The organism is Rhodoferax sp. GW821-FHT02C08 (assembly GCF_059421805.1).
Genome location: NZ_JBWKVR010000037.1, coordinates 1 through 26709, shown reverse-complemented (window position 1 = coordinate 26709; position 26709 = coordinate 1). Strand labels below are relative to the sequence as shown.

Annotated in this window: 29 protein-coding genes; 20 read left to right on the top strand and 9 right to left on the bottom strand. The window is 63.2% G+C overall.

Annotation, left to right across the window (positions count from 1 at the left end; genetic code table 11):
- The 4 genes from AC07VY_RS25490 to AC07VY_RS25475 all read left to right on the top strand — a co-directional run.
- Positions 1–182, top strand: a 182-nt coding sequence (locus AC07VY_RS25490) for a hypothetical protein (RefSeq protein ID WP_495099956.1), incomplete at its 5' end; no start/stop codon positions are given.
- A gap of 7 nt (positions 183–189) precedes the next feature.
- Positions 190–1101, top strand: coding sequence for a DUF4123 domain-containing protein (locus AC07VY_RS25485; RefSeq protein WP_495099957.1), 912 nt, complete (start codon positions 190–192; stop codon positions 1099–1101).
- Between the two features lie 26 nt (positions 1102–1127).
- Positions 1128–1652, top strand: a complete 525-nt coding sequence (locus AC07VY_RS25480) for a DUF3304 domain-containing protein (RefSeq protein ID WP_495099958.1) — start codon at positions 1128–1130, stop codon at positions 1650–1652.
- A 24-nt stretch (positions 1653–1676) separates the two neighbouring features.
- On the top strand, positions 1677–3839 hold the full coding sequence (locus tag AC07VY_RS25475; RefSeq protein WP_495099959.1) for a phospholipase effector Tle1 domain-containing protein: 2163 nt from the start codon (positions 1677–1679) through the stop codon (positions 3837–3839).
- Positions 3840–3945: 106 nt separating this feature from the next.
- Here AC07VY_RS25475 and AC07VY_RS25470 read toward each other — a convergent pair whose 3' ends face one another.
- Genes AC07VY_RS25470 through AC07VY_RS25445 form a run of 6 tightly spaced genes read right to left on the bottom strand, consistent with a single transcriptional unit; the run spans position 3946 to position 9003 of the window.
- Positions 3946–5085: a mannitol dehydrogenase family protein gene (locus tag AC07VY_RS25470; RefSeq protein ID WP_495099960.1), complete on the bottom strand. Its 1140-nt coding sequence runs from the start codon at positions 5083–5085 to the stop codon at positions 3946–3948.
- 3 nt (positions 5086–5088) lie between these two features.
- Entirely contained in the window at positions 5089–6099 is a 1011-nt protein-coding gene (locus AC07VY_RS25465; RefSeq protein ID WP_495099961.1) for a zinc-binding alcohol dehydrogenase family protein, read from the bottom strand.
- 29 nt (positions 6100–6128) lie between these two features.
- The gene (locus AC07VY_RS25460) at positions 6129–6899 is read right to left on the bottom strand and encodes a transporter substrate-binding domain-containing protein (protein WP_495099962.1); all 771 of its coding nucleotides are present in this window, start codon (positions 6897–6899) and stop codon (positions 6129–6131) included.
- Positions 6900–6945: 46 nt separating this feature from the next.
- Positions 6946–7674, bottom strand: coding sequence for an amino acid ABC transporter ATP-binding protein (locus AC07VY_RS25455; protein WP_495099963.1), 729 nt, complete (start codon positions 7672–7674; stop codon positions 6946–6948).
- Positions 7658–8308, bottom strand: coding sequence for an amino acid ABC transporter permease (locus tag AC07VY_RS25450; RefSeq protein ID WP_495099964.1), 651 nt, complete (start codon positions 8306–8308; stop codon positions 7658–7660). The genes AC07VY_RS25455 and AC07VY_RS25450 overlap by 17 nt, the downstream gene beginning before the upstream one ends.
- Positions 8309–8319: 11 nt before the next feature.
- Positions 8320–9003: an amino acid ABC transporter permease gene (locus tag AC07VY_RS25445; RefSeq protein ID WP_495099965.1), complete on the bottom strand. Its 684-nt coding sequence runs from the start codon at positions 9001–9003 to the stop codon at positions 8320–8322.
- Between the two features lie 228 nt (positions 9004–9231).
- Between AC07VY_RS25445 and AC07VY_RS25440 the strand changes: the two genes are divergently transcribed.
- On the top strand, positions 9232–9951 hold the full coding sequence (locus tag AC07VY_RS25440) for a FadR/GntR family transcriptional regulator (protein ID WP_495099966.1): 720 nt from the start codon (positions 9232–9234) through the stop codon (positions 9949–9951).
- On the opposite strand, the gene AC07VY_RS25435 is transcribed toward AC07VY_RS25440, so the two are convergent.
- The gene (locus AC07VY_RS25435) at positions 9926–10639 is read right to left on the bottom strand and encodes an HAD family hydrolase (protein WP_495099967.1); all 714 of its coding nucleotides are present in this window, start codon (positions 10637–10639) and stop codon (positions 9926–9928) included. The genes AC07VY_RS25440 and AC07VY_RS25435 overlap by 26 nt on opposite strands.
- A 20-nt stretch (positions 10640–10659) precedes the next feature.
- On the opposite strand from AC07VY_RS25435, the gene hemH reads away from it, so the two are divergent.
- The 6 genes from hemH to cfa all read left to right on the top strand — a co-directional run bounded on the left by hemH (position 10660) and on the right by cfa (position 16488).
- A complete protein-coding gene (gene hemH / locus AC07VY_RS25430) occupies positions 10660–11766 on the top strand; it encodes a ferrochelatase (RefSeq protein WP_495099968.1) in 1107 nt (368 codons plus the stop codon).
- 60 nt (positions 11767–11826) lie between these two features.
- Positions 11827–13050: a BaiN/RdsA family NAD(P)/FAD-dependent oxidoreductase gene (locus AC07VY_RS25425; protein ID WP_495099969.1), complete on the top strand. Its 1224-nt coding sequence runs from the start codon at positions 11827–11829 to the stop codon at positions 13048–13050.
- On the top strand, positions 13047–13592 hold the full coding sequence (locus AC07VY_RS25420) for a tetratricopeptide repeat protein (protein WP_495099970.1): 546 nt from the start codon (positions 13047–13049) through the stop codon (positions 13590–13592). The genes AC07VY_RS25425 and AC07VY_RS25420 overlap by 4 nt, the downstream gene beginning before the upstream one ends.
- Positions 13593–13858: 266 nt before the next feature.
- Positions 13859–14461 carry a hypothetical protein gene (locus AC07VY_RS25415; RefSeq protein ID WP_495099971.1) on the top strand — a complete coding sequence of 201 codons (603 nt, stop codon included), beginning with the start codon at positions 13859–13861 and terminating at the stop codon, positions 14459–14461.
- A 49-nt stretch (positions 14462–14510) separates the two neighbouring features.
- A complete protein-coding gene (locus AC07VY_RS25410; protein ID WP_495099972.1) occupies positions 14511–15137 on the top strand; it encodes a pyridoxamine 5'-phosphate oxidase family protein in 627 nt (208 codons plus the stop codon).
- A gap of 211 nt (positions 15138–15348) precedes the next feature.
- Positions 15349–16488, top strand: coding sequence for a cyclopropane fatty acyl phospholipid synthase (gene cfa, locus AC07VY_RS25405; RefSeq protein WP_495099983.1), 1140 nt, complete (start codon positions 15349–15351; stop codon positions 16486–16488).
- A gap of 51 nt (positions 16489–16539) precedes the next feature.
- Here the strand turns inward: cfa and AC07VY_RS25400 are convergent, their stop codons facing one another.
- Complete coding sequence (locus AC07VY_RS25400; protein WP_495099973.1) at positions 16540–17022, bottom strand: GNAT family N-acetyltransferase; 483 nt, start codon at positions 17020–17022, stop codon at positions 16540–16542.
- Positions 17023–17028: 6 nt separating this feature from the next.
- Positions 17029–18246 (bottom strand): serine hydrolase domain-containing protein, encoded by a 1218-nt coding sequence (locus tag AC07VY_RS25395; RefSeq protein WP_495111401.1) that lies wholly within the window; start codon positions 18244–18246, stop codon positions 17029–17031.
- A gap of 216 nt (positions 18247–18462) precedes the next feature.
- Here AC07VY_RS25395 and AC07VY_RS25390 point away from each other — a divergent pair, with 216 nt between their 5' ends.
- From AC07VY_RS25390 to AC07VY_RS25350, 9 genes are all read left to right on the top strand, one after another.
- Positions 18463–19401: a fatty acid desaturase gene (locus AC07VY_RS25390; protein WP_495099975.1), complete on the top strand. Its 939-nt coding sequence runs from the start codon at positions 18463–18465 to the stop codon at positions 19399–19401.
- Positions 19402–19440: 39 nt separating this feature from the next.
- A complete protein-coding gene (gene osmF / locus AC07VY_RS25385) occupies positions 19441–20364 on the top strand; it encodes a glycine betaine ABC transporter substrate-binding protein OsmF (RefSeq protein WP_495099976.1) in 924 nt (307 codons plus the stop codon).
- A 4-nt stretch (positions 20365–20368) separates the two neighbouring features.
- Positions 20369–21511, top strand: coding sequence for an ABC transporter permease (locus AC07VY_RS25380; RefSeq protein ID WP_495099977.1), 1143 nt, complete (start codon positions 20369–20371; stop codon positions 21509–21511).
- On the top strand, positions 21508–22440 hold the full coding sequence (locus AC07VY_RS25375; RefSeq protein ID WP_495099978.1) for an ABC transporter ATP-binding protein: 933 nt from the start codon (positions 21508–21510) through the stop codon (positions 22438–22440). The genes AC07VY_RS25380 and AC07VY_RS25375 overlap by 4 nt, the downstream gene beginning before the upstream one ends.
- A complete protein-coding gene (locus AC07VY_RS25370; RefSeq protein WP_495099979.1) occupies positions 22437–23186 on the top strand; it encodes an ABC transporter permease in 750 nt (249 codons plus the stop codon). Before AC07VY_RS25375 ends, AC07VY_RS25370 begins: the two co-directional genes overlap by 4 nt.
- Positions 23187–23191: 5 nt before the next feature.
- A complete protein-coding gene (locus tag AC07VY_RS25365; protein ID WP_495099980.1) occupies positions 23192–23986 on the top strand; it encodes a phosphate/phosphite/phosphonate ABC transporter substrate-binding protein in 795 nt (264 codons plus the stop codon).
- 176 nt (positions 23987–24162) lie between these two features.
- Positions 24163–24375 carry a 30S ribosomal protein S21 gene (gene rpsU, locus AC07VY_RS25360; RefSeq protein WP_092756237.1) on the top strand — a complete coding sequence of 71 codons (213 nt, stop codon included), beginning with the start codon at positions 24163–24165 and terminating at the stop codon, positions 24373–24375.
- 89 nt (positions 24376–24464) lie between these two features.
- Positions 24465–24926 carry a GatB/YqeY domain-containing protein gene (locus tag AC07VY_RS25355; protein ID WP_495099981.1) on the top strand — a complete coding sequence of 154 codons (462 nt, stop codon included), beginning with the start codon at positions 24465–24467 and terminating at the stop codon, positions 24924–24926.
- A gap of 80 nt (positions 24927–25006) precedes the next feature.
- Entirely contained in the window at positions 25007–26563 is a 1557-nt protein-coding gene (locus AC07VY_RS25350; protein WP_495099982.1) for a DUF6600 domain-containing protein, read from the top strand.
- Positions 26564–26709: the final 146 nt, after the last annotated feature.

Here is a 26709-nt window from a genome sequence, read left to right as displayed (position 1 = left end):
AGGGCGGGAACATCACCACCACCGCGCCGGGGCAGATCACCGTGCATGCTTCTGAGAAGGTGTTTGAGGGGCCGGGGAATGTGAGTTACCCCTTGCCGCAGCTGCCACAAAGCGTGTGCATTCCCTGCATGCTGGCGGCTTTGCGCAGTGGCAGTCCGTTTGTGGCACCTACTGCCGCCTGACACACCTATGTACTTTGCGATTGAACCCATACGCGATGGCTGGGCCGAACAAATAACCCAAGAGCTGGCCGCGCTGCACACGCTTCACCCCGATACGCCGTTGCATCTGCTCGCATTGGTCGATGGCGCCTTCGACGAAGCCCTTTTAGGCTCGCGCCCCTGGCTGCGACAACCCAAGCTCTCTCTGTACGCCGACACAGTATTGCAAACCTTTGGCACAGCGGCGCCCCATCTGCTGACAGGGCCAGCGGCGCAAACTGAGCAGCTGCCATGGCTGAAGAAATTACAAGAAGCCTGTGCTGGCAAGCCCATGCTGGGTATTTTGGCCAGCACACTGGATGCCCCAGCGTTACAGCAACACCTGCGCCCGTATTTGGTAGCCCGCACACCCGACAGCCTGGAGTGGCCGCTGCGCTGGGCCGATGCCCGCGTGTTGCCTGGTCTGCTGGACGCGCTGGAAACCCCACAACGCAAGCACCTGCTGGCGCCCTTGGCTGCGTGGTGGAGCACCCAGCGCAATGGCGAACTGACCCGCTGGACGGGCGATGCTACACCCGTTAAGCCTGCAGAGTTTGACAAACTGCCGCTGACGGATGCTGCGTTTGCTGCGCTGTTAGACGGTGCCGAGGCCGATGCCATATTGGCCAACATCTATGACAGCCAACCCGATGTGCTGCAGCCCCACGCTCCCGCCCAGTGTCATGCCCGTGTGGCGCGACACTTGGCGTTGGCCAGCCAGCACCACATAGAAGCTGCTCCAGACCGCCAGCATTTCAGCGTGCTGGCGCTGTGTTTGACGGAGAATTTTGCCAACCACCCCGCCATGGCCAAGCTGCTGCAATACACCCTCCAAGGCATGGACTACCAAAGTGAAGTAGCTGCACTGCCGCCAGACTTCTGGCAAGACACGACACCCTGAATATGCGCCGCGTAGAAAGAAAACCTATGAAGAAACTACTCGCTTTGAGCGCTCTGATTTGCGCATCCACCATGCCTTTGCAAGGCTGCATGTCGTCATGGGCGCAAATGCAAGGCGGCGGGCCGTCGCACGCCAGCGACTCGGTGTTTTCGGGGCTGCTCACGAAGAAGGTGGTGGATGATAGTGCCACCGCGCAGGTAGGGATCGTGAACCACACGTCGAACTTCATTTACTCGGCTTCACTGTCCGGGGACGAGGTACCGGGTGGCGGCGGCGGTGGGATGTCTGCTTGGGGGGCTGGAGGTGCCAACATTTGCTGCACTTCCATTCCGAGAACATGGCACCCGGGCATAAAAGTGTTAGTGCGTTGGAATATGCCAAAGGGTGTAGTCGACGTGTGGAAAGAAAAAATCGTTGAAATAGAGAAGTACGACAGACCTGGCAGCATTTATCTGCATTTCTTTCCCAATGACGAGGTAAGAGTCGTAGTTTCAAATGCGGCGGGATACAGCAGTAAACACCCAATTGCCCCTCCTCCTGAACAGCCCTAACACAGCGCAAAGAAGAGCCAAAGCATGACACATCCAACGCCAAGCCAAGCCGCTTATCCCGTAGAAACGTTCCTTAAACCATCTGCAGAGGAACAGTCGCAAATTGCAATTGCGTGCAGCAAAGATACTGACAATCTGCCTTGTTCCATTCCCGTACAGGTGGGCTTGTTTTTCGATGGCACCAACAACAATATGTACCGTGACCGCGATGGTGTGCGAACTGGAGTGCCCGATCCAAAAACCAAGCAGCCGCGCCCCGTCGTGAGCAAGTCGATGAAACCGGAAGACGGCAGCCACAGCAATGTGGCTCGGATGTTTGAAGCCTATCCTGACAACAAAAGGAAAAGCGGCATATTTTCCTATTACATACAGGGAGTCGGTACGCCATTCAAAGAAATAGGAGAACCGACTGAGTCTCAGGATGGGAAAGCTTTCGCGAAAGGTGGTCAGCCGCGAATTATTTGGGGCTTGCTGCAGGTACTCAATGCAATATATGGCACCAGCCATGGCGGTGATGACCAGCTATACGAAGACGATGAAGTTGGCAAACTCGCCAAGTCCTACGACAACGAAGTGGGCCGCAGAGAACCCGGTAGCACGGAAAAAAGCATGGGCACCGTCGTCACCGCCAAGAAGTGGTTTGCCCCGCATATTGCAAAGCTCAAAGCCGCCTTGGTGGCACGTCCCAAACCCAGCATTCCAACAGTGACGGTATCGGTGTTCGGTTTCTCTCGTGGGGCAGCAGAAGCGGTGGCGTTTTGCCATGCGTTTGACGAACTGCTGGAAGGTGGTAAGTTGGCCGGCATACCGGCCCACATTTCCTTTCTCGGGGTTTTTGACACCGTGGCATCGGTGGGCGGCTCGGCGTCGATTGCCAAAACCCTCCCTGTGCCGGGTGCCATGTTTGACGGCCATTGGGCCTGGGCCAACAGCATATTGAAACCCCTGCCGAACTGTGTATCCGCAGGTATGCATTTCATTGCTGCCCACGAGCAGCGCATGAACTTCCCGGTGACGCAGTTGCAAGGCAATATTGAGGAGTACTACTTCCCCGGCGTGCACTCAGACGTGGGCGGCGGCTACGGTCCCGGTGACCAGGGCAAAGGGCGTGGAGCCCAGGCGGCGATGCTGTCGCAGATTCCACTGGTCCATATGTTCAAAGCGGCCCGCAAAGCAGGTGTGCCCTTGACTCCGTTCAGCATGCTGGCCGAACGTAGAAAAATTGACTTCCAAGTGGATGCCCAGCTTGCCTCGGCTTGGGAGGCCTATACCGGCGCGTTAGGCAACAGCGGTTCTCTGCTCAAAAAGCATATGGAGCTGTATTACCGCTGGAAGGCGTCTCGGCTAAGTACGCTGGAGGCAGCAGCCAACTTTCAAGCGGCCAGCCCCCAGGACCAGCAGGATTTACGCGATGCCAACCGCATGCTAGCGGGAGACCTGGAGGCGCTGCGCCTGCGCAAAAAAGGCATTCCGCGCGACCCGCAGGATGACCGCGTCATTCCTCCGTTTAAAAGCAAAGATGCTGCGCGCATGAACCAATGGCAGTTCAACCGTGCTCAAGAAGGCGAGCCGCTGGACGCGTGGGAAACATGGGCGCTGGCATTCTTTGACAACCCGCAGCCCTTGCCCGCCGATGTGCAGCGTTTTTTTGACGACTATGTGCACGACTCGTACGCAGGCTTTTACCTGGCGGGTGAAGTGACCGAATACGACAAGCGCGAGAAGATCGACAAGCTGCAAAAAGAAAAGCCTGAAAGCCTGAAAGGCTTCGACAAAGAGGTGATGGGCATCACCCAGAAAACACAGCAGGCACAAGACAAACAAAAGAAGGGTGAAACGCTGACCCCAGAGGAAACCAAACTGGTGAAAGAAGCCGAGTTTGGCACGCCTTATCCCGTGATGACCGACAGCAATATCGCAGTCGGCCTGGCGATCGACACGCAAACCAACTCGCGGCGTGAAGGTGGCGGCTATGTGCTACGCCGGGGGTACTACCCGCAATCAGGCTTCTTTATGCGCAAGAGCATCCACGAAGACGAGCTGAACAAAGCGCCCGACACAGTCGTACAACCGCAAGAAGGCGCATCCGCCAAAGAGCCCAAGGTCACCTATGTGTGGAGCGAAAACCTGCGCCAGGATATTGCGCTTACCCGACAAGAAAGTCAGGCTGAAACGGCGATGGCTTAGGCCATGGCTACACCGAGAGCCGCCAGAACTTGAAACGAAATCAGCTGCTTCCGCAGGATTCATCTGCGAAAGTAGCTACAAACTGCATAGCAAATTCACCACTAGATTAGCCCTGAGACGCTAGCGCAGCCCGCAAACGCGCTTGCGGAACATCCAGCCCCAATTCCCTTGCCAGCGCCAGCACCGGCCCCAAGCGCCGCTGCTTTTTCTGCGCATGGTTCTGCGCAATATCGGCGATGCGGTGGTTCAGGAAGGGGTTTTCGAAGCGCTCGCGCACTGTGACCAGATAGGCCTCGGCGTCGGCGGCTTGGCCCAGTGCGGTGAAAACGGGCACGATCTCTTCGTCCCAAAGGGCTTCCAGCTCGGCGCGCTGTTCTTGGTCGGCCATGGCTTCGCGCACGGTTTGCTCGGCAGGGCGCTGCAGTGCCATCCAGCGTTCGGCCAGGTAGGTGTGGCCGGCGTTCAGCAACAAAAGTTTCAGACGCTCATGGTGGGCTAGGTCGTCGGTCAGCACGATATCGGGGTGGCTGCAGGGTAGTACCAGGCCTGACTGGCGCTCTATAGCCCACAGCGCGTAGGGTTCGGCCACAGCACCGGCGGGTTGCAGTGCTTCGGACACGATGCGGTCCACCAGGGAGTTGGCCCATATGCAATGCTGCCGCAGCCAGTCGGTGTATGCGGCGGGCAAGCCCCAGCTGTGCGCCAGCGCCAGCACCACATCGCGCAACACGTCGCCGTTGCGCTCTACCAGTTCGCAAGGCAGCAGGGTCAGCGGTGCCGCAGGGCTCTGCTGCCAGCGGCCGTGCAGCAGCACCAGCAGTTTGGCCGGAAAGCTCTTGGGTGCCACAGCCGTGGGTGCGAGCAGTGCAGCGCTATCCGACGCGTCCAGCTGGTAACCCTGGTCGGCGGTGTTGGAGACGATAACCTGCACCTGCTGGGCCACGGCTTTGCGCAGCTGCGGCCAGTGGATGTCGGCCTGCAGAGCTTCGCGCACGGCGGTGCATTGCACGGTGCGGTCCACCCGCTGGCCCGCCACCAGGCCGCGCAGGCGCACGGGGTAGCCGGCGCCGCCCGCCAACGCTGCAACGCGGGCTGCGCTGGCCGGGCTGGGGGTGGACTGCACCATGGTGATGCCGCCCAGCGCGGCGCTAGCACCGCCCTCGCCCGCCAAGGCTTCGGACACAAACAGGTCCACATGGGCCTGCAGGAACCGGCTGGTACCGAACTGAAGAATCGGCTGCGCCACGGCCTAGACCTCCACGATGGCTTTAACCACGCGCTGGGCCGGGTCCAGTAGTTGGGCGAAGTCGGTGGGCACATCGGCCAGCTTGAGTTTGTGGGTGTTCAGGGCCGCAGTGGGCACCTTGCCGTCGCGCATGGCCTGGATGACGATTTCAAAGTCTTCCGCCGTGGCGTTGCGGCTGCCCAGCAACGTGGTCTCGCGCTTATGGAACTCGGGGTCTGAAAACGTGATGGTGTCGCGCACCACCGAGATCAACACATATTTGCCGCCATGGGCGACGAACTGGAAGCCGCGCTCTATGGCCTTAGCATTGCCCGTAGCGTCAAATACCAGGTCAAAAAACTCGCCCTGGGTGGCTGCGCTGAGCTGCGCTTCGTCGCCCTCCCCCAAAGCCACTGTGCCCGCCACGCCCAACTCACGCTGGCAAAACTCCAGCCGGTCCTGGCGCGAATCCATGGCGGTGACGGTGGCGCCGCGCATGCGCGCAAACACCATGGCCGCCATGCCGATGGGGCCTGCGCCGACCACCAGCACGCGCTGGCCGGCCTGCACATCGCCACGGCGCACGGCATGCGCGCCGATGGCCAGGAACTCGATCATCGCCGCCTGGTCCAGCGTCACGCCGTTGGCCTTGTGCACAAAGGCTTCGGGCAGCGACAGGTATTCGGTAAAGGCGCCGTCGCGGTGCACGCCCAGCACCTGGATGTTGACGCAGCAGTTGGTCTTGCCGTTGCGACAGGCAATGCATTTGCCGCAGGACAAATACGGCATGACATACACCACGTCACCCACAGTCAGGCGGCCGCCGGGCGTGGCTTCTTCGATTTCACCCGACAGCTCGTGGCCCATGACGCGCGGGTACTGCAGAAAGGGCTGGTTGCCGGTGTAGATATGCAGATCGGTGCCGCACACACCCACGCGGCGCACGCGCACCAGCACCTCGCCTTCGCCGCGCACAGGGCGCTCGCGCTGCTCGGCACGCAGGGTGCCCGGGGTATCGCAAATAACAGTCAACATGGTGGTCCTTCCTGGTGTTGGGTGCGGTATCAGCCGCCGTGGTATTTCTTCTGGATGGCGCCCAGCTTGCCGTTCTGCGTGTTCTTGGTGATCCAGTCGTTGATCCAGGCCTTCAGCTCGGGCTCACCCTTGCGCATACCAATACCCAGCGGCACGGTCTGCATCACGAACTTGATGACCAGGTCTTTTTGCGGTGCCTTTTGCAACACCGAATGGATGATGGAAGGCGAGGTGGCCAGGATGTCGGCCTGGCCGCTGACGGCGGCGGTCAGCAAGGTGGCGTCGTCGTCGAAGCGCACCATCTGCGCGCCCTTGGCGCCCTGGGTGGCCAGGCGGTCGTTGTTGGAGCCGCGCGTGGTGGCCACGCGCTTGCCATCCAGGTCCTCAAAACCCTTGATGGCTGTGGCCTTGGGGCCGGCCACCACGGCCTGGATTTGCGCATAGGGCACAGAGAAATCGATCACCTTCTCACGCTCGGGCGTGACGGACAAGGAGGCCACCACGATGTCGGCCTTGCTGGTCTGCAGGAAGGGAATGCGGTTGGGGCTAGTGGTCTGCACCATCTCCATCTCCACCCCCAGGTCCTGCGCCAGCAGCTGCGCAGTCTCCACGTCCGAGCCCACGGGCTTGAGCGCATCGTTCACAAAGCCGTAAGGTGGAGAGCCCGTGTCCAGCGCGATGCGGATCTTCTTCGCGTCACGAATGTCCTTGAGCAGATCGGCATGGGCGGCGCCCGATGCGCTGGCAAGCAAAGCCGCAGCGGCGACCAGACTGTAGATGAGGGAAGTTGGCTTTTTCATGGAGTGTCTCCGGTGGAAGGAATCGTGATTGGGTTAAAAGCGGGCTTCACAAGCCGCCGCGAACAAAGGCCTGCAGCTCGGGGGTGGCCGGCGCATCCAGCATGCTGGCCGGCCCCTGCTCCCAGACGCGGCCCTGGTGCATGTAGATCACCTGGTTGGCCACCTTGCGGGCGAACGCCATTTCATGGGTCACCAGGATCATGGTCATGCCGCCAGCGGCCAGGCTTTCCATCACGCGCAGCACCTCGCCGGTGAGCTGCGGGTCCAGCGCAGAAGTGACTTCGTCAAACAGCATCAGCTGCGGCGCCATGGCCAGTGAGCGGGCTATCGCCACGCGCTGCTGCTGGCCGCCGGAGAGCTGCGACGGGTAGCTGTCGGCTTTTTCCGCCAGACCCACCTGGGCCAGCACCTTATGGGCTTTCTCGCGGGCCTCGGCACGGCTGGTTTTTTGCACCAGGCGCGGGGCCAGCATGATGTTCTGCTCCACCGTCAGGTGCGGAAACAGGTTGTAGCTCTGGAACACGATGCCCACATCGCGGCGCAGCTGGTGCAGGTCCAGGCTGGGCGAAGACACCTCGTGGTTGCAGACGCGGATGCGGCCACTGTCTACCGTCTCCAGCCGGTCTATGCAGCGCAACGCCGTGCTCTTGCCCGAGCCACTGCGCCCGATGATGGCCACCACCGCGCCCTTCTGCACAGAGAAGGACACACCGTCCAGCACACGGACTGCGCCAAAGCTTTTGCAGATGTTCTCGACTTCAACGATTGGCAACATGGAAACTCCTCTCAAGACGGCGGCTCAGCACAGACAGCGGGTAGCACAGCGCGAAGTACAGGGCCGCCACCACCACAAAAATCACAAAGGGTTCGAAGGTCGAGTTGTTGATGACCTGGCCCGCGCGGGCCAGCTCCACAAAGCCGATGGCAGAGGCCAGCGAGGTGTTCTTCACAATCTGCACCATGAAGCCGACCGTAGGCGGGGTGGCGATGCGCACGGCCTGCGGCAGGATCACATGCAGCAACTGCTGGTGCCAGCGCAGGGCCAGACACTCCGCCGCCTCGCGTTGGGTGCGCGGCACCGACTCGATGCAACCGCGCCAGATGTCACCCAGGTAGGCCGACACATAAATCGACAGGGCCAGCGCCGCCGCCGTCAGCGGCTTCACATCCAGCCCCAGCGAGGGCAGGCCGAAATAAGCCAGCGGCAACAACACCAGCAGCGGCAGCCCCTGGATCAGCTTGATGTACAGCCCCACCGCCGAGCGCATGGGCCGAGGCCCATACAAGCGCCCCAGCGCCACCATGAAGCCCAGCAGCCCCCCGCCCATAAAGGCGAGGACCGACAACACCAAGGTCCACCACACGCCATCCAGCAAGAACTTCAGGTGCGCAAGATTCAACAATGCCATGGTGCGGCTCCTTACAAAGGCGTGCCCAGGCGCCGCCGCCGGGGAAACGCCACCAGGGCCAGCAGGCCAAAAATGCCGCGCATGACCAAGGACATCAGCAGATAGGCCCCCGCCAGCACCAGATAGGTTTCCACCGAACGAAAGGTGTCAGACTGGATACGGTTGGCCACGGCGGTCAGTTCCTCGGCCGATATCTGAGAGCAGATCGACGAGGCCAGCATCAGCAACACGTACTGGCCTGTCAGCGCCGGGTACACGCGCTCGATGGCCGGCGGCAGCACCACATGCAGCAGGGTCTGCCAGCGCGTCAGTGCCATGCATTCGGCCGCCTCCAGCTGGCCGGGCGGGATGGACTCGATCCCCGCGCGCACGATCTCGCTGGTGTAAGCCCCCACGTTCACCACCAGCGCAATCGTGGCGGCGGTAAAGGCGGCGATATGCAGGCCCAGGGACGACAGGCCGAAATACACGATGAAGATCTGTACCAGCAGCGGCGTGTTGCGAATCAGCTCCACATAGCCACCCACCACACGCGACAAGCCCGCAGAGCGCCCCGTCTTGGCCAGCGCGCAAGCCACACCCAGCAAAAAGCCAAACACCGTGGCGGCCAGCGACAAGGCCAGCGTGGTCCAGGCGCCGGCCAAGAAGTCCGGCCAGTAGTCCAGCAATGGGCTGAAGTCAAAGGTGTAGTGCACAGCTGTCTCCGGTAGCGGGTATGCGGTCAAGCCCTGTCAAGGCACCGCTGTTTTGGTAAGGCCGATTTTGCGATATTGCATAAATTGGCCTTACCACGTTTACCCTAGGTTAGAAATTTTGAGAAAATTAACCAAAATTTCAGTCGATAGACCGCAAAATCTCAACTAACGCCATGAAACCAGCCTAGACCCGTCAATTTGGTCAGGCCAAACAGGTAAGACCAAAATATGCAAACACCTGAAACCGCAGATACCACCAAGCCCGCCGACAAGCAGCCCGAGGGCCGCCGCCTGTACCAGCAGATTGCCGACCGGGTACGCGCCCTGATCCAGCGCGGCGATTACCCTGCCGGCCAGCGCCTGCCACCCGAGCGCGACCTGGCGCAACAGCTAGGCGTGTCGCGCCCCTCGCTGCGCGAAGCGCTGATTGCGCTGGAGATTGAAGGCAGCGTGGAGATACGCATGGGCTCCGGCGTGTACGCCTGCACCCGCCCGACCCACAGCCAGGAGCCGCTGATCGCCATGGGAGAAAGCCCGGTGGAATTGATGCAGGCCCGTAGCGCCGTCGAAGGCGCTGTCGCTGTGCTGGCGTGCGCCAACGTCACCACCGAAGGCCTGGAGAGGCTGCAAGAAACCATTGATACCATGCGCGCAGAAAGCTCACACGGGCGCGACGCGCTGGAGCACGACCGCCGCTTCCACGTCTACCTGGCAGAAATGAGCGGCAACTCGGTATTGACCGGTCTGGTCGGCAGCCTGTTCGACAAACGCCGCAGCCCCCTGGCCGCCCATATGCGTAGCCGGCTGGAAGGCCAGCCCACTTGGAGTTCGGCCATCAGTGAGCACGAACTGATACTGCGCTGCCTGGCCCTGCGCGACCCACTGGCCGCCGAAGCCGCCATGCGCAGCCACATCCGCGCAGCTACCGACCGCTGGGTGATTTCGTAGCCAACAACGCGCTCAGCGCGCCCAGGTCCGCCACAGTCAAATGCGGCTCGGTGGCGTGCTCCCAGGCATGGCCGTGGCGGTTCAACCAGACGGCTTGCATGCCGGCATCTACGGCAGCAACGACATCCAGCAGGGCATCGTCCCCTACGTGCAGCACCTCATGCGGCGCCACGCCCACGGCTTGTGCGGCGGCATGGAAGATGCGTGGGTCCGGCTTGGCCACGCCAAACAGGTGGGCGCTGAACGAGGCCGAGAAATGCCCGCCAATGCCCACGCGGTGCACATCGGCATTGCCATTGCTCAGCGCTACCAGGGGGAAGCGCGCCGCCAGTTGCTCCAGCGCCGGCAAGGCGTCTTCATACAAGTCCACCCGCTGGCGCGCGGCGAAAAATACTTCAAACGCCGGCTCGGCCAAAGCGCCGTCGTCACCCGATGCGCGCAGCGCCTGGCGGATGGACTCGCGGCGCATGGCGCTCAGGTCGTGCCGCAAGTCGGGGCGCTCGCGCTCCAGTTGCTCGCGCACGGCGCGCAGCGCCTCGGTGCTGTCATAGCGGCGGGCGGTAGCGGGCGCATGGTCGCGCAGCCACTGCAGCAGCTCGGCTTCGGCCCGGTGAATGGCGGGCCAAACAGGCCACAGCGTGTCGTCCAGGTCCAGGGATATTGCTTTGATTTTCGAGAGGTCCAACATAGGTACGGGAGAATACCCGGATGTCGCTATTCGCCTCCCCCTTCAAGCCAGAACCCCCACACGCCCACGCCCAAGCCCCACGCACCGGGATCTTGTACTGCAACCTGGGCACGCCCGATGCCGCCACGCCGGCGGCAGTGCGCCGCTATCTGGCCCAGTTTCTCAGCGACCACCGGGTCATCGAGATTCCCAAAGTCATTTGGAATGTGATCCTGCACGGCATCATCCTGCGCACCCGCCCCAAGCAGTCGGCCGCCAAGTACGCCAGCATCTGGACGCCGCAGGGCTCGCCGCTGCGCATAGGCACCGAGCAGCAGGCGGTGATGCTGCGCGGCTGGCTGGGCGAGCGCGGCCACCAGGTTCAGGTGGACTACGCCATGCGCTACGGCAGCCCGTCCATCGCCGAGCAGCTGGACAAGTTCAAGGCCCAGGGCGTGACCCGGGTGCTGATCGTGCCGGCCTACCCGCAGTATTCGGCCACCAGCACCGCCAGCGTGTTCGACGCGGTGTATGACTGGGCGCGCCAGACCCGCAGCATCCCCGAGCTGCGCTTCATCAACCGCTACCACGACGACCCCGGCTACATTGCCGCCCTGGCCCAGCGCGTGCGCAGCCACTGGCAGCACAACGGCCAGCCGGACCAATTGGTGATGAGCTTCCACGGTGTGCCAGAGCGCACCCTGCACCTGGGCGACCCCTACCACTGCGAATGCCACAAAACCGCGCGCCTGCTGGCCGCCGCGCTAGGTTTGACCAAGGAGCAATACAAAGTCACCTTCCAGTCGCGCCTGGGGCGCGCCAAATGGCTGGAGCCCTATACCGAGCCAACCCTAATCGCCATGGCCAAAGCCAAGGTGAAGCGCGTGGACGTCATCTGCCCTGGCTTCACCAGCGACTGCCTGGAGACGCTGGAAGAAATCGCCATGGAAGGCAAGGCCGCGTTCCTGAACGCCGGCGGCAAGGAGTTCCACTACATCCCCTGTCTGAACAGCGAGCCCGGCTGGATCACCGCGCTGAGCCATATCGTGCAAAACCATCTGCAGGGCTGGCCGACGCAGAACCCGGTGGATGCGCAGAGCCTGACCGACACCGCAGCCCGCGCCAAGGCGCTAGGCGCCAAGCAATAATGCGTTCTCCTAATTTCATAGCTGCCACCGCAGGTAGTACCTGCGCCAGAGGCCAATTTAATGCATAAGTTTGATGTTGTAGTGATCGGCGCCGGTGCGGCCGGTTTGTTCTGTGCGGGCGTGGCCGGGCAACGCGGTTTGAAGGTCTTGGTCATCGACCACAGCGAGAAGGTGGCCGAGAAGATCCGCATCTCCGGTGGCGGCCGCGCCAACTTCACCAACAAGGATGTGACGCCCGCCAACTTCCTCGGCGACAACCCGCACTTCTGCCGCAGCGCGCTCAGCCGCTACACGCCGAAAGACTTCACCGAGCTGATGACCCGGCACGGCATCGCCTTCCACGAGAAGCACAAAGGCCAGCTGTTCTGCGACCGATCCGCCGAAGACCTGGTCAACATGCTGCTAGCCGAATGCGCCGCCGGCAATGTCACGCGCTGGCAGCCCTGCAGCGTCAAAAACATACGCTATTCTGCCGCTGGCGCAGATGGCACCAGCGCAGGCAGCTACGAAATCGATAGTAGCGAAGGCACGATACACACGCCGCAAATCGTGGTCGCCACCGGCGGCCTGTCCATCCCCAAGATCGGCGCCACCGACTTTGGCTACCGGCTCGCCCAGCAGTTCGGCCTGCGCATGGTCGCGCCGCGCCCGGCCCTGGTGCCGCTGACCTTCGACAGCGAGGCCTGGGCGCCCTACGCCCACCTGTCTGGCCTGGCGCTGCCGGTGCTGATAGAAACCGGCGTGAAGAAGGCCAAAACCAGTTTCCATGAAGACCTGCTGTTCACCCACCGCGGCTTGAGCGGCCCAGCCGTGCTGCAAATATCCAGCTACTGGGCCGAGGGTACGCCGATCCGCCTGAACCTGGCGCCTGAGAAAGACCTGCCCCCCGCCCTGCTGCGCGCCAAGGCCACGTCGCGCAAACTCATCGCCAACGAGCTGGCCCAGCTGGTCCCCTCACGCCTGGCCGACGCCTGGGCCGGCCAGGACGCCGCCTGGCAAAAACCCATCTGCGATGCCACAGACAAGGCACTAGCCCAGCTGGCCGAAAAGCTGGCCCGCTGGGAGCTGACGCCCAACGGATCGGAAGGCTACAAAAAGGCCGAAGTCACCGCTGGCGGCGTGGACACGCGGGATTTGTCGTCGCAAACCATGGAGTCCAAGCAACCCGGCCTGTACTTCATAGGCGAGGTAATGGACGTGACCGGCTGGCTGGGTGGCTACAACTTCCAGTGGGCCTGGGCCAGCGGATTTGCGTGCGGGCAGGCATTGCGGGCGGCAGCATGAACAAGTTCGCCACACACATTCTGCTGGCGGTCGCGCTAGCCACATCCGTAGCAGCAGCGGATGAATCGGCCTACAACCTGGGCGTCGCCGCCTGGCGGGCAAAGGACTACGCCGAGGCCCGCAAACAGTGGGAGCAGTCGCTGGCGGAAGCGGGGCCAGACGAGGCACTGAACAACCTGGCGTTTCTGCTCTACGCCGGTCTGGGCGGCCCAGCCCAGCCCGCCAAAGCGGTGGAGCTGTGGCGCAAAGGCGCAGCGCTGTCCATCTCCGAGGCGCAACTGCACTTGGGCCAAGCCTATGAAGCTGGCAGAGGTGTAACCGCCAATGCCGCCCAAGCCTATGCCTGGTACCAATGCGCGATCGCCACCGCTGCCCGGAACAGCGCTGCAGATCCGGTCGAAGACGACATACTGAAAGACGCCAACAAGGCCATGGCCGACTTGGCGCCCCGGCTGTCCGCCACCGACCGCAGCGCGGGCGACGCCATGGCCAAGGAGTTGATCAGCAAATATGCGACACGGCTGAAAGTGGAACAACCTTAGAGCGTGTTCAAAGTCTGTGCAGGCGCATTCGCCTCGGGTTATTTCTGGCTGATTCTGTTCGGCCAAGAGCGGCGCCCGCGGACTGCACGCAAGGCCATCCGCGCGCTTCCAGCGCACACGCCAATTTCATCCATTTAAGGTAGATCTTGCTGCCATGTTGCAGCCAGTGCCGGCGGTCTCCCACACACGCGGTTTAACCTGCTGTGGCCGTGGAATCGCCACAGCCGCCCCGCCACATCTACGGAGGTACTTTGCCCAAGCCGCTCATGCTCCTATTGTCCCTGCTTCTTGCTAGCAACACTTTCGCCCAATCCAGCCCACTCATTCCTGCCGACCAGGCCGTTGACGGCGCGTCACAGCTGGAATGGTCGCAGCGCTGGTGGCAATGGGCGCTGTCGTTTGACCGGGTGCGCAGCCCCGTCGCAGATCGCACCGGCCAGATGTGCGCCAGCCGGCAGTCGGGCAAAGTATGGTTTCTGGCGGGTACATATGGCACGGCACGCACCGAACGTACTTGCCACGTGCCAGCGGGCAAGGTGCTGTTCTTTCCGCTCATCAACTTCGTCACTTTCCGGGCTGAAGATGGTGACGAACCCTGCGCCTCCTTGGTTGCACGGGCCGCCGCGCTGACCAACAAGCCTTCAGCACTGGTGCTGGACATAGATGGCCAGCGCTTTGACAAGCTGCAGACGCACAGGCTTTCGCACGATGGCTGTTTCAGCCTGGTGCAAGGCCAGCCGGCCGACGCCGCCAGCAATGGCTACTACGTGGCGCTGGGGCCGCTCACACCAGGCACGCATACCATCAACTTCGGCGGCGTCCTACCCACCATGGCCCAGGCCGTAACCTACCGCCTGGTTGTAGAGTAAGCACGCCAGTCTTGGCCAAATACACAAGCACTATCCGCAGCACACCAGCATGACCACACCAGCCCCGCACACCATCACCGACCTCGCAGCCCTGGAGTCACTGTTCGGCGAGAAGGCTGAGGTGTCCATACGCAAGGAAGTGCCCTATCTGCACCCGATCTACCGCCAGTGGATAGAGGCGTCGCCCTTCGCGGTGCTGGCCACCCGCGGGCCGGACGGGCTGGACGCCTCACCCCGGGGCGACCCGGTGCCGCTGGTGACGGTGCTGGACGAATACACACTCTTGCTGCCCGAGCGACGGGGCAATAACCGTATCGACAGCCTGCGCAACATCCTGTCCGACCCGCATGTTGCGTTGCTGTTCTTCGTACCCGGCACCGGCGAGACACTGCGGGTGAATGGGTGCGCCCGGATTTCCGTGGCACCCGAGCTGCTGGCACGCCTGTCCATAGGCGGCGTAGCACCCAAGTGCGTGATCGAGATCCAGGTGCAAACGGTGTACTTCCAGTGCGCGCGGGCGCTGCTGCGGTCCAAGCTGTGGGAGCCGCGCAACCCTGAGTTGGCGGCATCCGTGCCCAGTGCGGGTGCGATGCTGGCGGCGGTGACCCAGAACGAGATCGACGGTGCGGCCTACGACGCTGAACGCCCTGCCCGCCAGCGCGCCACCCTGTATTGATGTCCCACCGTCACCCATGTAGCCAAAGGACTCGGGTTGTAACCCCGTATGTCGCTACGTAAGCAAACGACAGGGTCAATCACACCCATAGTTATAAATAATCATCTGCCCATAGCACGCCAGTATTCTTTTCCTCAGCACACCTTATTCAACCAGCAGGTGTGCGGGTTTGGGAGGGGAAATGCAGCGCAAAACCAGCGCCTTACAACGTATGGATTTGCCGCGCTCCGCGGCAAACGGGCCGGCCTACAGCAGCCTGCAGGCCATATTGCAGCGCGCCGACATCAGACTCAACGGCCACCGGCCCTGGGACATGCGCGTGCATGACCCCGGCGTTCCCGCCCGGGTGCTGGCCTATGGCAACCTCGGCCTGGGCGAGAGCTATATGGACGGCCAGTGGGACTGCGATGCCATTGACCAGCTGTTCGACCGCCTGCTGCGCACCCAGCTGGACCAGGAGGTACGCAGCCTGTCAATCTGGCTACGCCAGCTGCAGGCGCGCTGGCTGAACCTGCAAACCGAGCAACGCGCCTGGCGGGTGGGCCGCCAGCACTACGACCTGGGCAACGACTTCTACACGGCCATGCTGGGCCAGAGCATGGCCTACACCTGCGCCTTCTGGCAAAACAGCCAGACCCTGGACGCGGCCCAGGAGCACAAGCTGGACCTGGTATGCCGCAAGCTGGGCCTGCAGCCCGGCATGCGCGTGCTGGACATAGGCTGCGGCTGGGGTAGCTTCATGCGCTACGCGGCCCAGCGCTACGGCGTGCAATGTGTGGGCGTCACCATCTCCGAAGAGCAGGCGGCGCATGGCCGGCAGCTGTGCGCGGGCCTACCGGTGGAATTCCGCCTGGCCGACTACCGCAGCCTGGACGAACGCTTTGACCGCATTGTCAGCATCGGCATGTTCGAGCATGTGGGCCGCAAAAACTACCAGACTTACATGGACGTGGCGCTGCGCTGCCTGGCCAGCGACGGCCTGTTTCTGCTGCACACCATTGGCCGCAACGACCGGGGCTACGGCACCGACCCCTGGATACACCGCTACATCTTCCCCAATGGCGAGCTGCCCAGCATGGCCGACATCGCCCAAGCCTGCGAGCACCGCTTCGTGGTGGAAGACCTGCACAACTTTGGCGCCGACTACGACCGCACGCTGATGGCCTGGCACGCGAATGTGCAAGCGGCTTGGCCCCGCTTTGCCGAGCAGTTGGGGCCACGCTTTTTGCGCATGTGGCGCTACTACCTGCTGTCCTGCGCGGGCGCTTTCCGGGCGCGTGACATCCAGCTTTGGCAATGGGTGCTGTCGCGTCCCGGGCGGCCGGGTGTTTACCCCCGGCTGGTTGGCTGATATCTTTCAAGCCTTTTTGACCGCTAGCGCAGATATTATCTGCGCCAGCAGCTATTCATTTGATAGCATTTTGCGCATGAAGGCGTTGTGCAGTTCTACGCCACGGCGCACAGGCTTGCGCCGCTCCAGCACCACAAAGCCGTGGTGCGCAAAAAACGGCTCCGCCGTGGCGCTGACATTGGCCGTCAGTTCTGCCAGGCCCAGGGTGCTGGCCTCCTGGTGGATGCGCTGCATCAACAGACGCCCCACTCCCTGGCGCGGGCATGTGCCTGACACAAAGAAGTGGTCGATAAAGCCGCTGGGCTGCACATCGGCATAGCCCAGAATGCAGCCCTGCCGCTCTACCACGAAGGGGTTGTTGGACCGCATGCGCTCGGCCCACAGCGCCACGTCGCACTCCACGGGCGCCCAGGCAAAAACCTGCTCGGATGTGTAGTCACGCGAGGCGATGGTGTGCACGGCTGAGAAGTAGACCTGGTACAGCGCGGGCGCATCGCCCTCCTGGAAGCGGCGCAGTTGCATGGGTGGCAGCATAGTCATTCACCAGCGCCCGTATTGGGCCACGATGCCGCGGAACAAAGCCTCGCGCTCGGCCCCCAGGTGCTTGCCGCTGGCATCGCCCGCAGCGTCCTGGCCCACGGCGGTGTGCACTACCACCAGCTTCAAATCCGGGTCCACCAGGATGGCCTGGCCATAGACACCCAGCAAGGCAAAGCGGCGGTGGCTACCCGGGAGCAGCCAGGTCTGGAAGCCATAGCCGAAGTAGGTGCTGCCTTTGTTGGCCATCTGACCTGGGCGAAAGTCTGCCGGCTGGCGTGCGGCGTCAGTCATGTCCAGCAGGTATTCACGCGGCAGCACGGCCTGGCCTTGCACCTGGCCGTCGTTGGCCATCATCCAACCCAGGCGTGCGTAGTCGCGCACGGTGGCATTCAGGCCGCCTTGGGCCAGTTCGAGCTTGTCCACCGGATTCAGCAACCAGGTAGCGGCCGCCTGCGCACCCAGGGGTTGCCAGATCTTTTGCGCCACGTAATCACACAGGCTGCGGCCGGTGGCTGCCGCCAGCACCAGGCCCAGCACCTCAGTCTGGGCACCGGCGTAGTTGAAGCGCGCACCCTCAGGGTCGGCACGCTCGGTGATGGACTGGGTGGCCTGCAGGGTGCCGCTGCGCCGCACAATGGCGTTGAAGCGGGCGCGGTCGTCCTGCGGGGTGTAGTCTTCCACGTAGCGCGCTCCCGATGCCATGCGCAGCAGATGGACCAGGCGGGTTTCACCATACAGGCTGCCGGCCAGAGCTGGCACGTAGGTGGCGGCAGTGTCATTCAGGGAATGGATAGCGCCCTCCTCCAGCGCCTTGCCCACGGCCAGCGCCACCACGGTCTTGGCCATGGAATTGGACAGCATGCGCATCTCCGGCGTGCGGGCATAGTTGTAGCGCTCGGCCATGATCTCGCCGTCCTTCAGCACCAGCACGGCCGTGGCACGCTGGTGCTCCATGTAGTCGTCCAGCGTCCACTGGCGGTTGGCAAAGCGGTAGTTGAAGCGTGTTTCGTTGGTGGCCTGGGGCAGAACCAGCGGCTGGGCCGCGGGCGCCATGCTGCAGGACGGCCGAAAGCTGTCCATGGCACTGAAAGATCCCACCAGATACGCCGGCTGGTAGGCCTGCCGCAGGTCGCTGCCCACCGGGTAGCCCTGGGATTTGCCCAGCAGCTCCTCCTCGGGCGCGGCCACGGCCGACAACGCACACAACAAGGCGGGCACAAACAACCGCCAGCCAGGGGCTCGAAAACAAACAAGGTCAAACAACATAGACATGGCGCAGATGCAATGAGGAGCACGAATATAGCTTGCGCCCTGGTTGCCCCCGCCGACCACATAGGCAGCGCATAAGCTTGCGCGTTTTTGTTCGTTGTCCCGGCCCGGCGCCCTGCCTACCATGCCCCGCAAGGGCTGTGAACCGGGCCCAGAACAAGAAACATGCGCCGCCCATTCCGTCTTGCCACCGCACTGAAATCCGCCGAATGGCCCACCTGGGCCTTGCTGCTCGCCATCTACGGTGGCTGGGGCCTGGTCATCCGCCATTGGGCGCAGCTAGGTGCCGGCCTGGGCAGCGCCCTGCTGGTGGTGTGGATCTGCTGGTACCTGAGCCTGCAGCACGAGCTGGTGCATGGCCACCCCACGCGCTCTGCCCGCTTCAACCGCCTGCTGGGCCTGGCGCCACTGGCCGTGTGGTACCCGTTTGACCTGTACCGCGACAGCCACCTGGCACACCACCGCGACGAACACCTCACCAGCCCGGGCATAGACCCCGAGAGCAACTACCTCACGGCAGACCACTTCGCCCGTCTGCCACGCCTGCTGCAAGCCGGCTGGCGCTGCCAACGCACGGTACTCGGGCGGCTGCTGGTGGGGCCGGCGCTGGTGCTTCCGCCAACCTGGGTCGGCATGCTGCGGCAGCCCCTGCGCGGCGACCACACACACAACCGGGCCTGGGCCATGCACCTGGTACTGCTGGCCGTGATGCTGTGGGCGCTGTGGCGTTTCGCGGGCATACACCCGCTGCTGTATCTGCTGCTAGCCTATGCCGCGCTGGGCCTGGCCATGCTGCGCTCGTTGTACGAGCACCGGCCGGCGGCCCGCCCGGCACACCGGATCGCGGTGAACGAGGCATCGGCATTTTGGCGTTTGCTATATCTGAACAACAATTACCACATGGTGCACCACGAATCCCCCGGCCTGCCTTGGTACCGGCTACGCCAGACCTACCTGGCCGACCGGCAGGGTTATCTACAGCGCAACGGCGGGTTTTTACTTCCAGGCTATGGTTACCTGCTACGGCGTTTTGCGCTACAACCCGTTGACGCGCCGGTGCTGCCTGCCGAACTGCAGCCGGTATACCCAGCCCGCCAGGGCTGATGCATGCGTCTTTCCCTTCGTTTTACTCCAGGAGTTCCCATGGTCCCCTTCTTCTCTCGCCGCCAGCTCGTTGCCTCCCTGGCCCTGGTGGGCCTCAGTGGTGCGCTACATGCCCAGACCGCCGTACGCGTGGCCTCCAAGATCGACACCGAAGGCTCGTTGCTGGGTAATGTGATCCTGCAGGTGCTGGAGGCCAACGGCATCAAGACCGAAAACAAGGTGCAGCTAGGTGTGACAAAGATCGTGCGCGGCGCCCTGGTGGCGGGCGAGATCGACATCTACCCTGAATACACCGGCAACGGCGCCTTCTTCTTCTCGGACGAAAAAAATCCGGCCTGGAAAGATGCCAAGGCCGGTTATGAAAAGGTTGCCGCGCTGGACCTGGAAAAGAACAAGCTGGTCTGGCTGCAGCCCGCACCAGCCAACAATACCTGGGCCATCGCCATCCGCAAAGACGTGGCCAGCAAGAACAACCTGAAGTCGCTGGACGACCTGGGTAAATGGCTGGGCACCGGCGGCAAGTTCAAGCTGGCGGCCTCGGCCGAGTTTGTGGAGCGCCCCGACGCCCTGCCCGCCTTCCAGACCACCTACGGCTTCAAGCTGACGCAAGACCAGCTGCTGACGCTGGCAGGCGGCGACACCACGGTAACCATCAAGACCGCAGCCGAGCAAACCTCGGGCGTCAACGCCGCCATGGCCTATGGCACGGATGGCCCCGTGGCCGCCCTGGGCCTGCTGGTGCTGGCCGATACCAAGGGCGCGCAGCCCATCTACGCGCCCGCCCCGGTGGTGCGCGCCGAAGTGCTGGCGCGCTACCCCAAGATCAAGGACGTGTTGGCCCCGGTCTTCAAAAGCCTGGACGGCCCCACCCTGCAAAGCCTGAATTCCAAGATTGCCCTGGAGGGCCAGGACGCCAAGGCCGTGGCCGCCGCCTACCTGAAGTCCAAGGGCTTCACCAAGTAAGCGCATGGGGCTGCACAACCGGGTGCTGTGCCTGTTGCTGGTGTTAGGCCTGGCCGCTGGCGGCAGCCTGGGCTTCGTCACCCAGGCACCGAACCGGCTGGTCACGGGCGTGGGCGTTCCACTGGCTGACCTGATGCAGGGGCCGCATTGGTGGGTGCTGCTGCCGGTGCTGGTTTTGGCGCTATGCGCCGTGCTGCCCGCCGTGCGCCGTACGCATTGGCTGGTATTTGGTGCCGCGGCTTGCAGCCTGTTTGCCTGGGTCTGGCTGGCCGGTGATGCCGCCACCCAGGCTACGGCCACCGGCTCCACTTTGGCTCGTACCTCGTTTGGTGGAGGCTTCTGGGCGCTGGTGGTGCTGTCGGCCCTGGCTGCCGCAGACGCCTTGCAGCGCCTCGCCTTGCAAGCCGGGCTGAAGAGCCTGCTGGGCCTGGCCGTGGTGCTGCCGCTGTGGCTGCTGCTGGCGCAAGGCCAACTGGATGCACTTTCGCTGTTGAAAGAGTACGCCAACCGGCAGGATGTATTCCAGTCGGCCTGGCGCCGCCATTTGGAGATCGTGCTGTTCACCCTGTTGCCCACGCTGTGCATAGCTGTGCCCTTGGGTGTGGCGGCTTTCCGCCGGCCACGGCTGGCCGGGCCGCTGTTCGCGGTGCTGAACCTGGTGCAGACCATTCCCTCCATCGCCTTGTTCGGCCTGCTCTTGCTGCCCCTGGCCGCCCTGGGCACCTGGCTGCCGCAGCTGGGCATACGCGGCATTGGCCTGGCGCCAGCGGTGCTGGCCCTGACGCTGTATTCACTGCTACCCATCGTGCACAGCACCGTGACCGGCCTGCGCCTGGTACCACCCGAAGTGGTGGAGGCGGCCACCGGCATGGGCCTGACCCCGCGCCAAATCTTCTGGAAGGTGCAAGTGCCGCTGGCCCTGCCCCTGCTAGTGGCCGGCGTGCGTACCACCACCGTGCAGGCCATCGGTCTGGCCGTGGTGGCGGCGCTAATCGGCGCGGGCGGCTTTGGCGCCATCATGTTCCAAGGGCTGCTCAGCAGTGCGGTGGACCTGGTGTTGCTGGGCGTGTTCCCGGTGGTGGCGCTGGCGGTAGTGGCGGACGCGGCGTTCCAGTCTTTATCGATGTTCCTGAGGTCCGCGCGATGATCGAGTTCCAGCATGTCAGCAAGTTGTTTGGCGATACGGCCGCCGTGAAAGACCTGTCGCTGCACATTCCCCAAGGTGAATTTACGGTGCTGATCGGCGGCTCGGGCTCGGGCAAATCGACTACGCTGAAGATGATCAACCGCCTGGTGGAGCACGATACCGGGCGCATCCTGTTCCAGGGTGAAGAGATCCGCTCTTTCAAGCCTGAAGACATACGCCGGCGCATGGGTTACGCCATCCAGTCGATTGGCCTGTTCCCGCACTGGACGGTAGAGAAAAATATCGCCACCGTGCCCGCCCTGCTGGGCTGGACGCGCCAGCGCATACGTGACCGCGTGACCGAGTTACTGGAGCTACTGGACCTGGAGCCGAACATCTACCGCGGCCGCTACCCGCACCAGCTGTCGGGCGGCCAGCAGCAGCGCGTGGGCGTGGCCCGGGCACTGGCGGTCAACCCCGAAGTGCTGCTGATGGACGAGCCCTTTGGCGCGCTGGACCCGGTGACACGCACCACCCTGCAAAAGGAGATGCTGCGCATCCACCAAAGCTCGGGCAAAACCATTGTGCTGGTCACCCACGACATTGACGAGGCCCTGGGCCTGGCCAGCCGCATCGTGCTGCTGGACAAGGGCGAGGTGGTGCAGGCCGGCTCGCCAGCCGAGATCCTCGCGCACCCGGTGAACGACTTTGTGACCGACTTCGTGGGACGCAGTGACATTGGCATCAAGCTGCTGGGCCTGTCCACCGTGGCCACCTACACCCGGCCCGGGGAGACCGCCACGGGCACCCCGGTCGCCGCCAGCACCAGCTTGCGCGAAGCCCTGTCCACCTTTGTGGCGCGGGCCTGCGATCGCCTGCCTGTCGTGGACGCGCAGGGCCAGGCCCTGGGCGTGGTCCATTTCGCCGACCTGTGGCAGCGCCCGGCATGAAAGGCTGGCTGCACAACCCGCTGCCCTGGGCCGTGCTGCTATTGGCGGCGCTGGTCTGGGGCATGCCCCATCTGCAACCGGTGTTCGCGGCCCTGTTCCCCGAGCTGGACCGGCCCATGTACACCCAGGACAGCTTCGCAGCACTGGTCGCCGCCCACCTGAACCTGGTGTTCTGGTCCAGCAGCGCGTCCATCCTCGTCGGTGTGGCTGCGGGCATCGCGGTGACGCGGGCTGGTGGCCGCGAATTTCGCCCGCTGGCCGAGACCCTGGTGGCCATGGGACAGACTTTTCCGCCGGTGGCAGTGCTGGCAGTGGCCGCGCCGCTGATAGGCTTTGGTGCCGCGCCGGCCTTGATCGCGCTGGCCCTGTACGGCCTGCTGCCCATACTGCGGGCCACCATCAGCGGCCTGGAGTCGGTACCCGTCGGCGTGCGCGAGGTGGCGCAAGGCCTCGGCATGGGCCGGCTGCGCCTGCTGTGCCAGATCGAGATTCCACTAGCGCTGCCAGTCATCGTGGCGGGCATACGCACTTCGGTCACCATCAACCTGGGCACTGCAGCCATCGCATCCACCGTCGGCGCCAAAACCTTGGGCTCGCCCATCATCGTGGGCCTGAGCGGGTTCAACACCGCCTATGTGCTGCAGGGCGCGATCCTGGTCGGCGCGCTGGCCATCGTGTTCGACATGGCTTTTAGCCAGTTGGCCCGCTGGCTGGACCGCTGGCGCGTACAGCCCCCAGCCCATTGAGCCGCATGGAATCCGCTTTCCCCATGTATGCTGCAGGCGCGCCGGCCCACCAGGCGCTGTGGCAATTTGTGGCACAGCAGCTGCTAGACCAGGGCTTTGGCAGCATCCCTCTAACTTTGGCGCAGCCCGCAGACCTGCTCGCCCACTGGCAACAGCCCGAGCTGCTGCTGAGCCAGACCTGCGGCTATCCGCTCACCCACGCGCTGGCAGGTCGTGTCCAGTTGGTGGGCGCCTTCCGTTGCCAGGCGCCGGGCTGCGAAGGCATCCACTACCGCAGCATGCTGGTGTGTCGTACGGCGGATGCAGCCCTGCCGTTGGACGCCTTTCGGGGCCGTGCCGTGGCTTTCAATTCAGCCGACTCCCAATCCGGCTACAACAGCCTGCGCACGCTGGTAGCGCCCTGGGCGGTGGAAGGCGCCTTCTTCGGGCAGGCACTGCAGACCGGCGCGCACCGGGCATCGCTGGAGGCTGTACGCTCGGGCGCGGCTGATATCGCTGCCATCGACTGTGTCAGCCTGGCCCTGTTCCAGCGGGAAAATCGCCAGGCGCTGGAAGGGCTACGCATCTGCGGCTATACCGCCCTGTCGCCCGGCCTACCGCTGATCACTTCGCTACAGACTGCGCCAGAACTGTTAATTGCCTTGCAGTCCGCCCTGCGTGCCGCCATGGAGGTAGATAGCCTGGCAGACGCCCGCGCCGCACTGTGCATCGCGGGGTTTGAAACCGTCAGCCTGGCCGCCTACGACGCCATCCTGGCTATGGAACAAGCCGCGTTTCGGCAGGGTTACTACAGGCTTTGACACGAAACGCCAAAGTAAGCCTGCCAGAGACCCGCTTACAGGCTATAATCCAAGGCTTTGCTGGCAAACCCTCGCTGCCTGATCAATGTAATAGCGAGGGAACACCGCGGTCCCTTCGTCAAACGGCCTGATCTTCCTTTGACAAGACCCGCACACTATCGGAATCTTTTTTTGTCATGACAACTATCCGTGTAAAAGAAAACGAACCCTTTGACGTGGCCCTGCGCCGCTTCAAGCGCACCATCGAAAAGCTCGGTCTGCTGACCGACCTGCGTGCGCGTGAGTTCTATGAAAAGCCCACCACCGAGCGCAAGCGCAAGAAGTCGGCCGCTGTGAAGCGCCACTACAAGCGTGTACGTTCGATGCAGCTGCCTAAAAAGCTGTATTAAGCTTTCAAACTGTTCGCAGTTTGACAAGCCCGCCCCGGGACGCCAGGGCGGGCTTTTTGACTTTTAGACCCAAACTTTCAGGAGCAACCATGTCACTCAAAGAACAAATCACCGAAGACATGAAAACCGCCATGCGTGCCAAGGACAGCGCCCGTCTGGGTACCGTCCGCCTGCTGCTGTCGGCCATGAAACAAAAAGAAGTGGACGAACGCGTGGTGCTGGACGACGCCGCCATCATCGCCATCGTCGACAAGCTCATCAAGCAGCGCAAGGACTCGGTGGAAGCCTTCGTCAAGGCCGACCGCAATGACCTGGCCGATGTGGAAAAAGCCGAAATGGCTGTGCTGTCCGCCTACCTGCCCCAGCGTCTGGACGCCGAGCAAGTCGCCGCCGAAGTCGGCACGCTGGCTGCCGCCCTGGTCGCCGAACTGGGCCGCCCCCTGACGGGCGGCGACATGGGCAAGCTGATGGGCGTCGCCAAGGCGCAACTGGCTGGCAAGGCTGAAATGGGCCAGGTATCGGCTGCCGTAAAAGCCGCGCTGGCGGGATAAACCCTGCCCGCCATGGGGTCCAGGACAACCAATGTCCTGGCTACCGCGTTATAAAAGGCGTGAACACTCTGCTGCACGCCATGTCCTACACCCTTCTTTCCCGAACAACCCACCTGCTAGTCGGGTTGTTACTCGCGTTGGCGGGCTTGCAGGCTTCCGCGCAGACCGACGCGCCCAGCCGCGTGGGCCGCATCAGTCAGATGGAGGGCGTTACCAGCTACGCGCCCAGTGGCAGCAATGACTGGAGCCCCGCCGAATACAACCGACCACTGACCACCGGCGACCGGCTACAAACCGCCCCCGGCTCCCGTAACGAGCTGCACATAGGCTCTACCGCCCTGCACAGCAGCGGCCCGGCCACATTGGAAATCGCCCAGCTGGACGACGACACCGCCCGCCTGACGCTGGAACGGGGCAGCCTTTCGCTGCGCGTGCGCCAGCTCTATCCCGGTGAACAGCTGGAAATCGACACCCCAAACCTGGCCTTCACCATCAGCCAGCCCGGCGAATACCGGCTGGACGTGGACACCCGCTTCCGCACCACCGCCGTCACCGTGCGCAGTGGCAGCGGTGTAGCCTATGGAGAAAACGGCCAGGCGCGTGGCATCACCGCCGGGCAGCAGATCCGCTTTGCCGACCGCCAACTGGGCCAAGAGGTGTTCTTCGACAACCCGCCCCGCGATGCCTTTGACATGTGGGCCAGTGCCCGCGACCGGGCCGAAGACCAGTCGCTCAGCGCCCGCTACGTGTCACGCGACACTGTGGGCTACCAGCAGCTGGACGCCTATGGCGAATGGCGCACCGACACCGAATTCGGCACGGTATGGATTCCCCGCGTCAACAACAGCCAGTGGGCGCCCTTCCGCAACGGCCAGTGGCGCTGGATTGAACCCTGGGGCTGGACCTGGGTGGACGACGCGCCTTGGGGCTTTGCGCCCTTCCACTACGGCCGCTGGGCGCAAATCGGTGCGCAATGGTGCTGGGTGCCCGGGCCAGTGATGGCGCGCCCGGCGTATGTGCCAGCGGTGGTGGGTTTCCGCGACCCATTTGCCGACCGTGACCGTCACCATCCACCCAATAACAACTGGTATCCGCTGGCCCCCGGCCAGACCTGGCGCCCAGCCAACCCCCACCGCCCGCCTGAGTCGCGGCCTGGCCTGCCTCCCGGCGTGGGCGCAAACCCCGCATGGCGAGACAGTCCTCCCAGCCAGCAGGCCATACCCATGCCCCGGCCTCAAGTGCACATGGTGGAACCCATGATGCAAGCCCCCAACAACCTGCAGGACTTGCAACAGCGAGCCCAATTGCAGCGCCAGCAGCAGCTAGACCGCGAACGCCAGCAGCAAGAGCAAAACCGCATCCAGCTCCAGGGCCAGCAACGCGAACAAATGCAGCGCGATGCCGCGCAGCAGCAAATGCGCGAACAGCAAAACCGCATCCAGCAGCAGCAGGCAGAGCAAGCGCAACGGGAACAGCAACAACGCGAACAAGCCCAGCGTACCCAACAACAACTGCTACAGCAGCACCAACAACCGCAGCAGGTCCAGCCCATGCCTCGGCCCCAGATTCGGGATCCAAATAGCTTGTTCTTGGACCGCAAGCGCATCCTGCGCCCAGGCGAAGATCCAAACCGCTAGAACAAGCCATAGCTGCGATATTTATAGCGCCCCGCACAGATAAATAGAGCGCTAGAGGCACAAAATAACTTAAGGCAACGCTGAACAAGCCTCTTCAAAATAGGCCCATGCATCTACCAGGGTCCGATTTCGGCCACTTGGGCGTT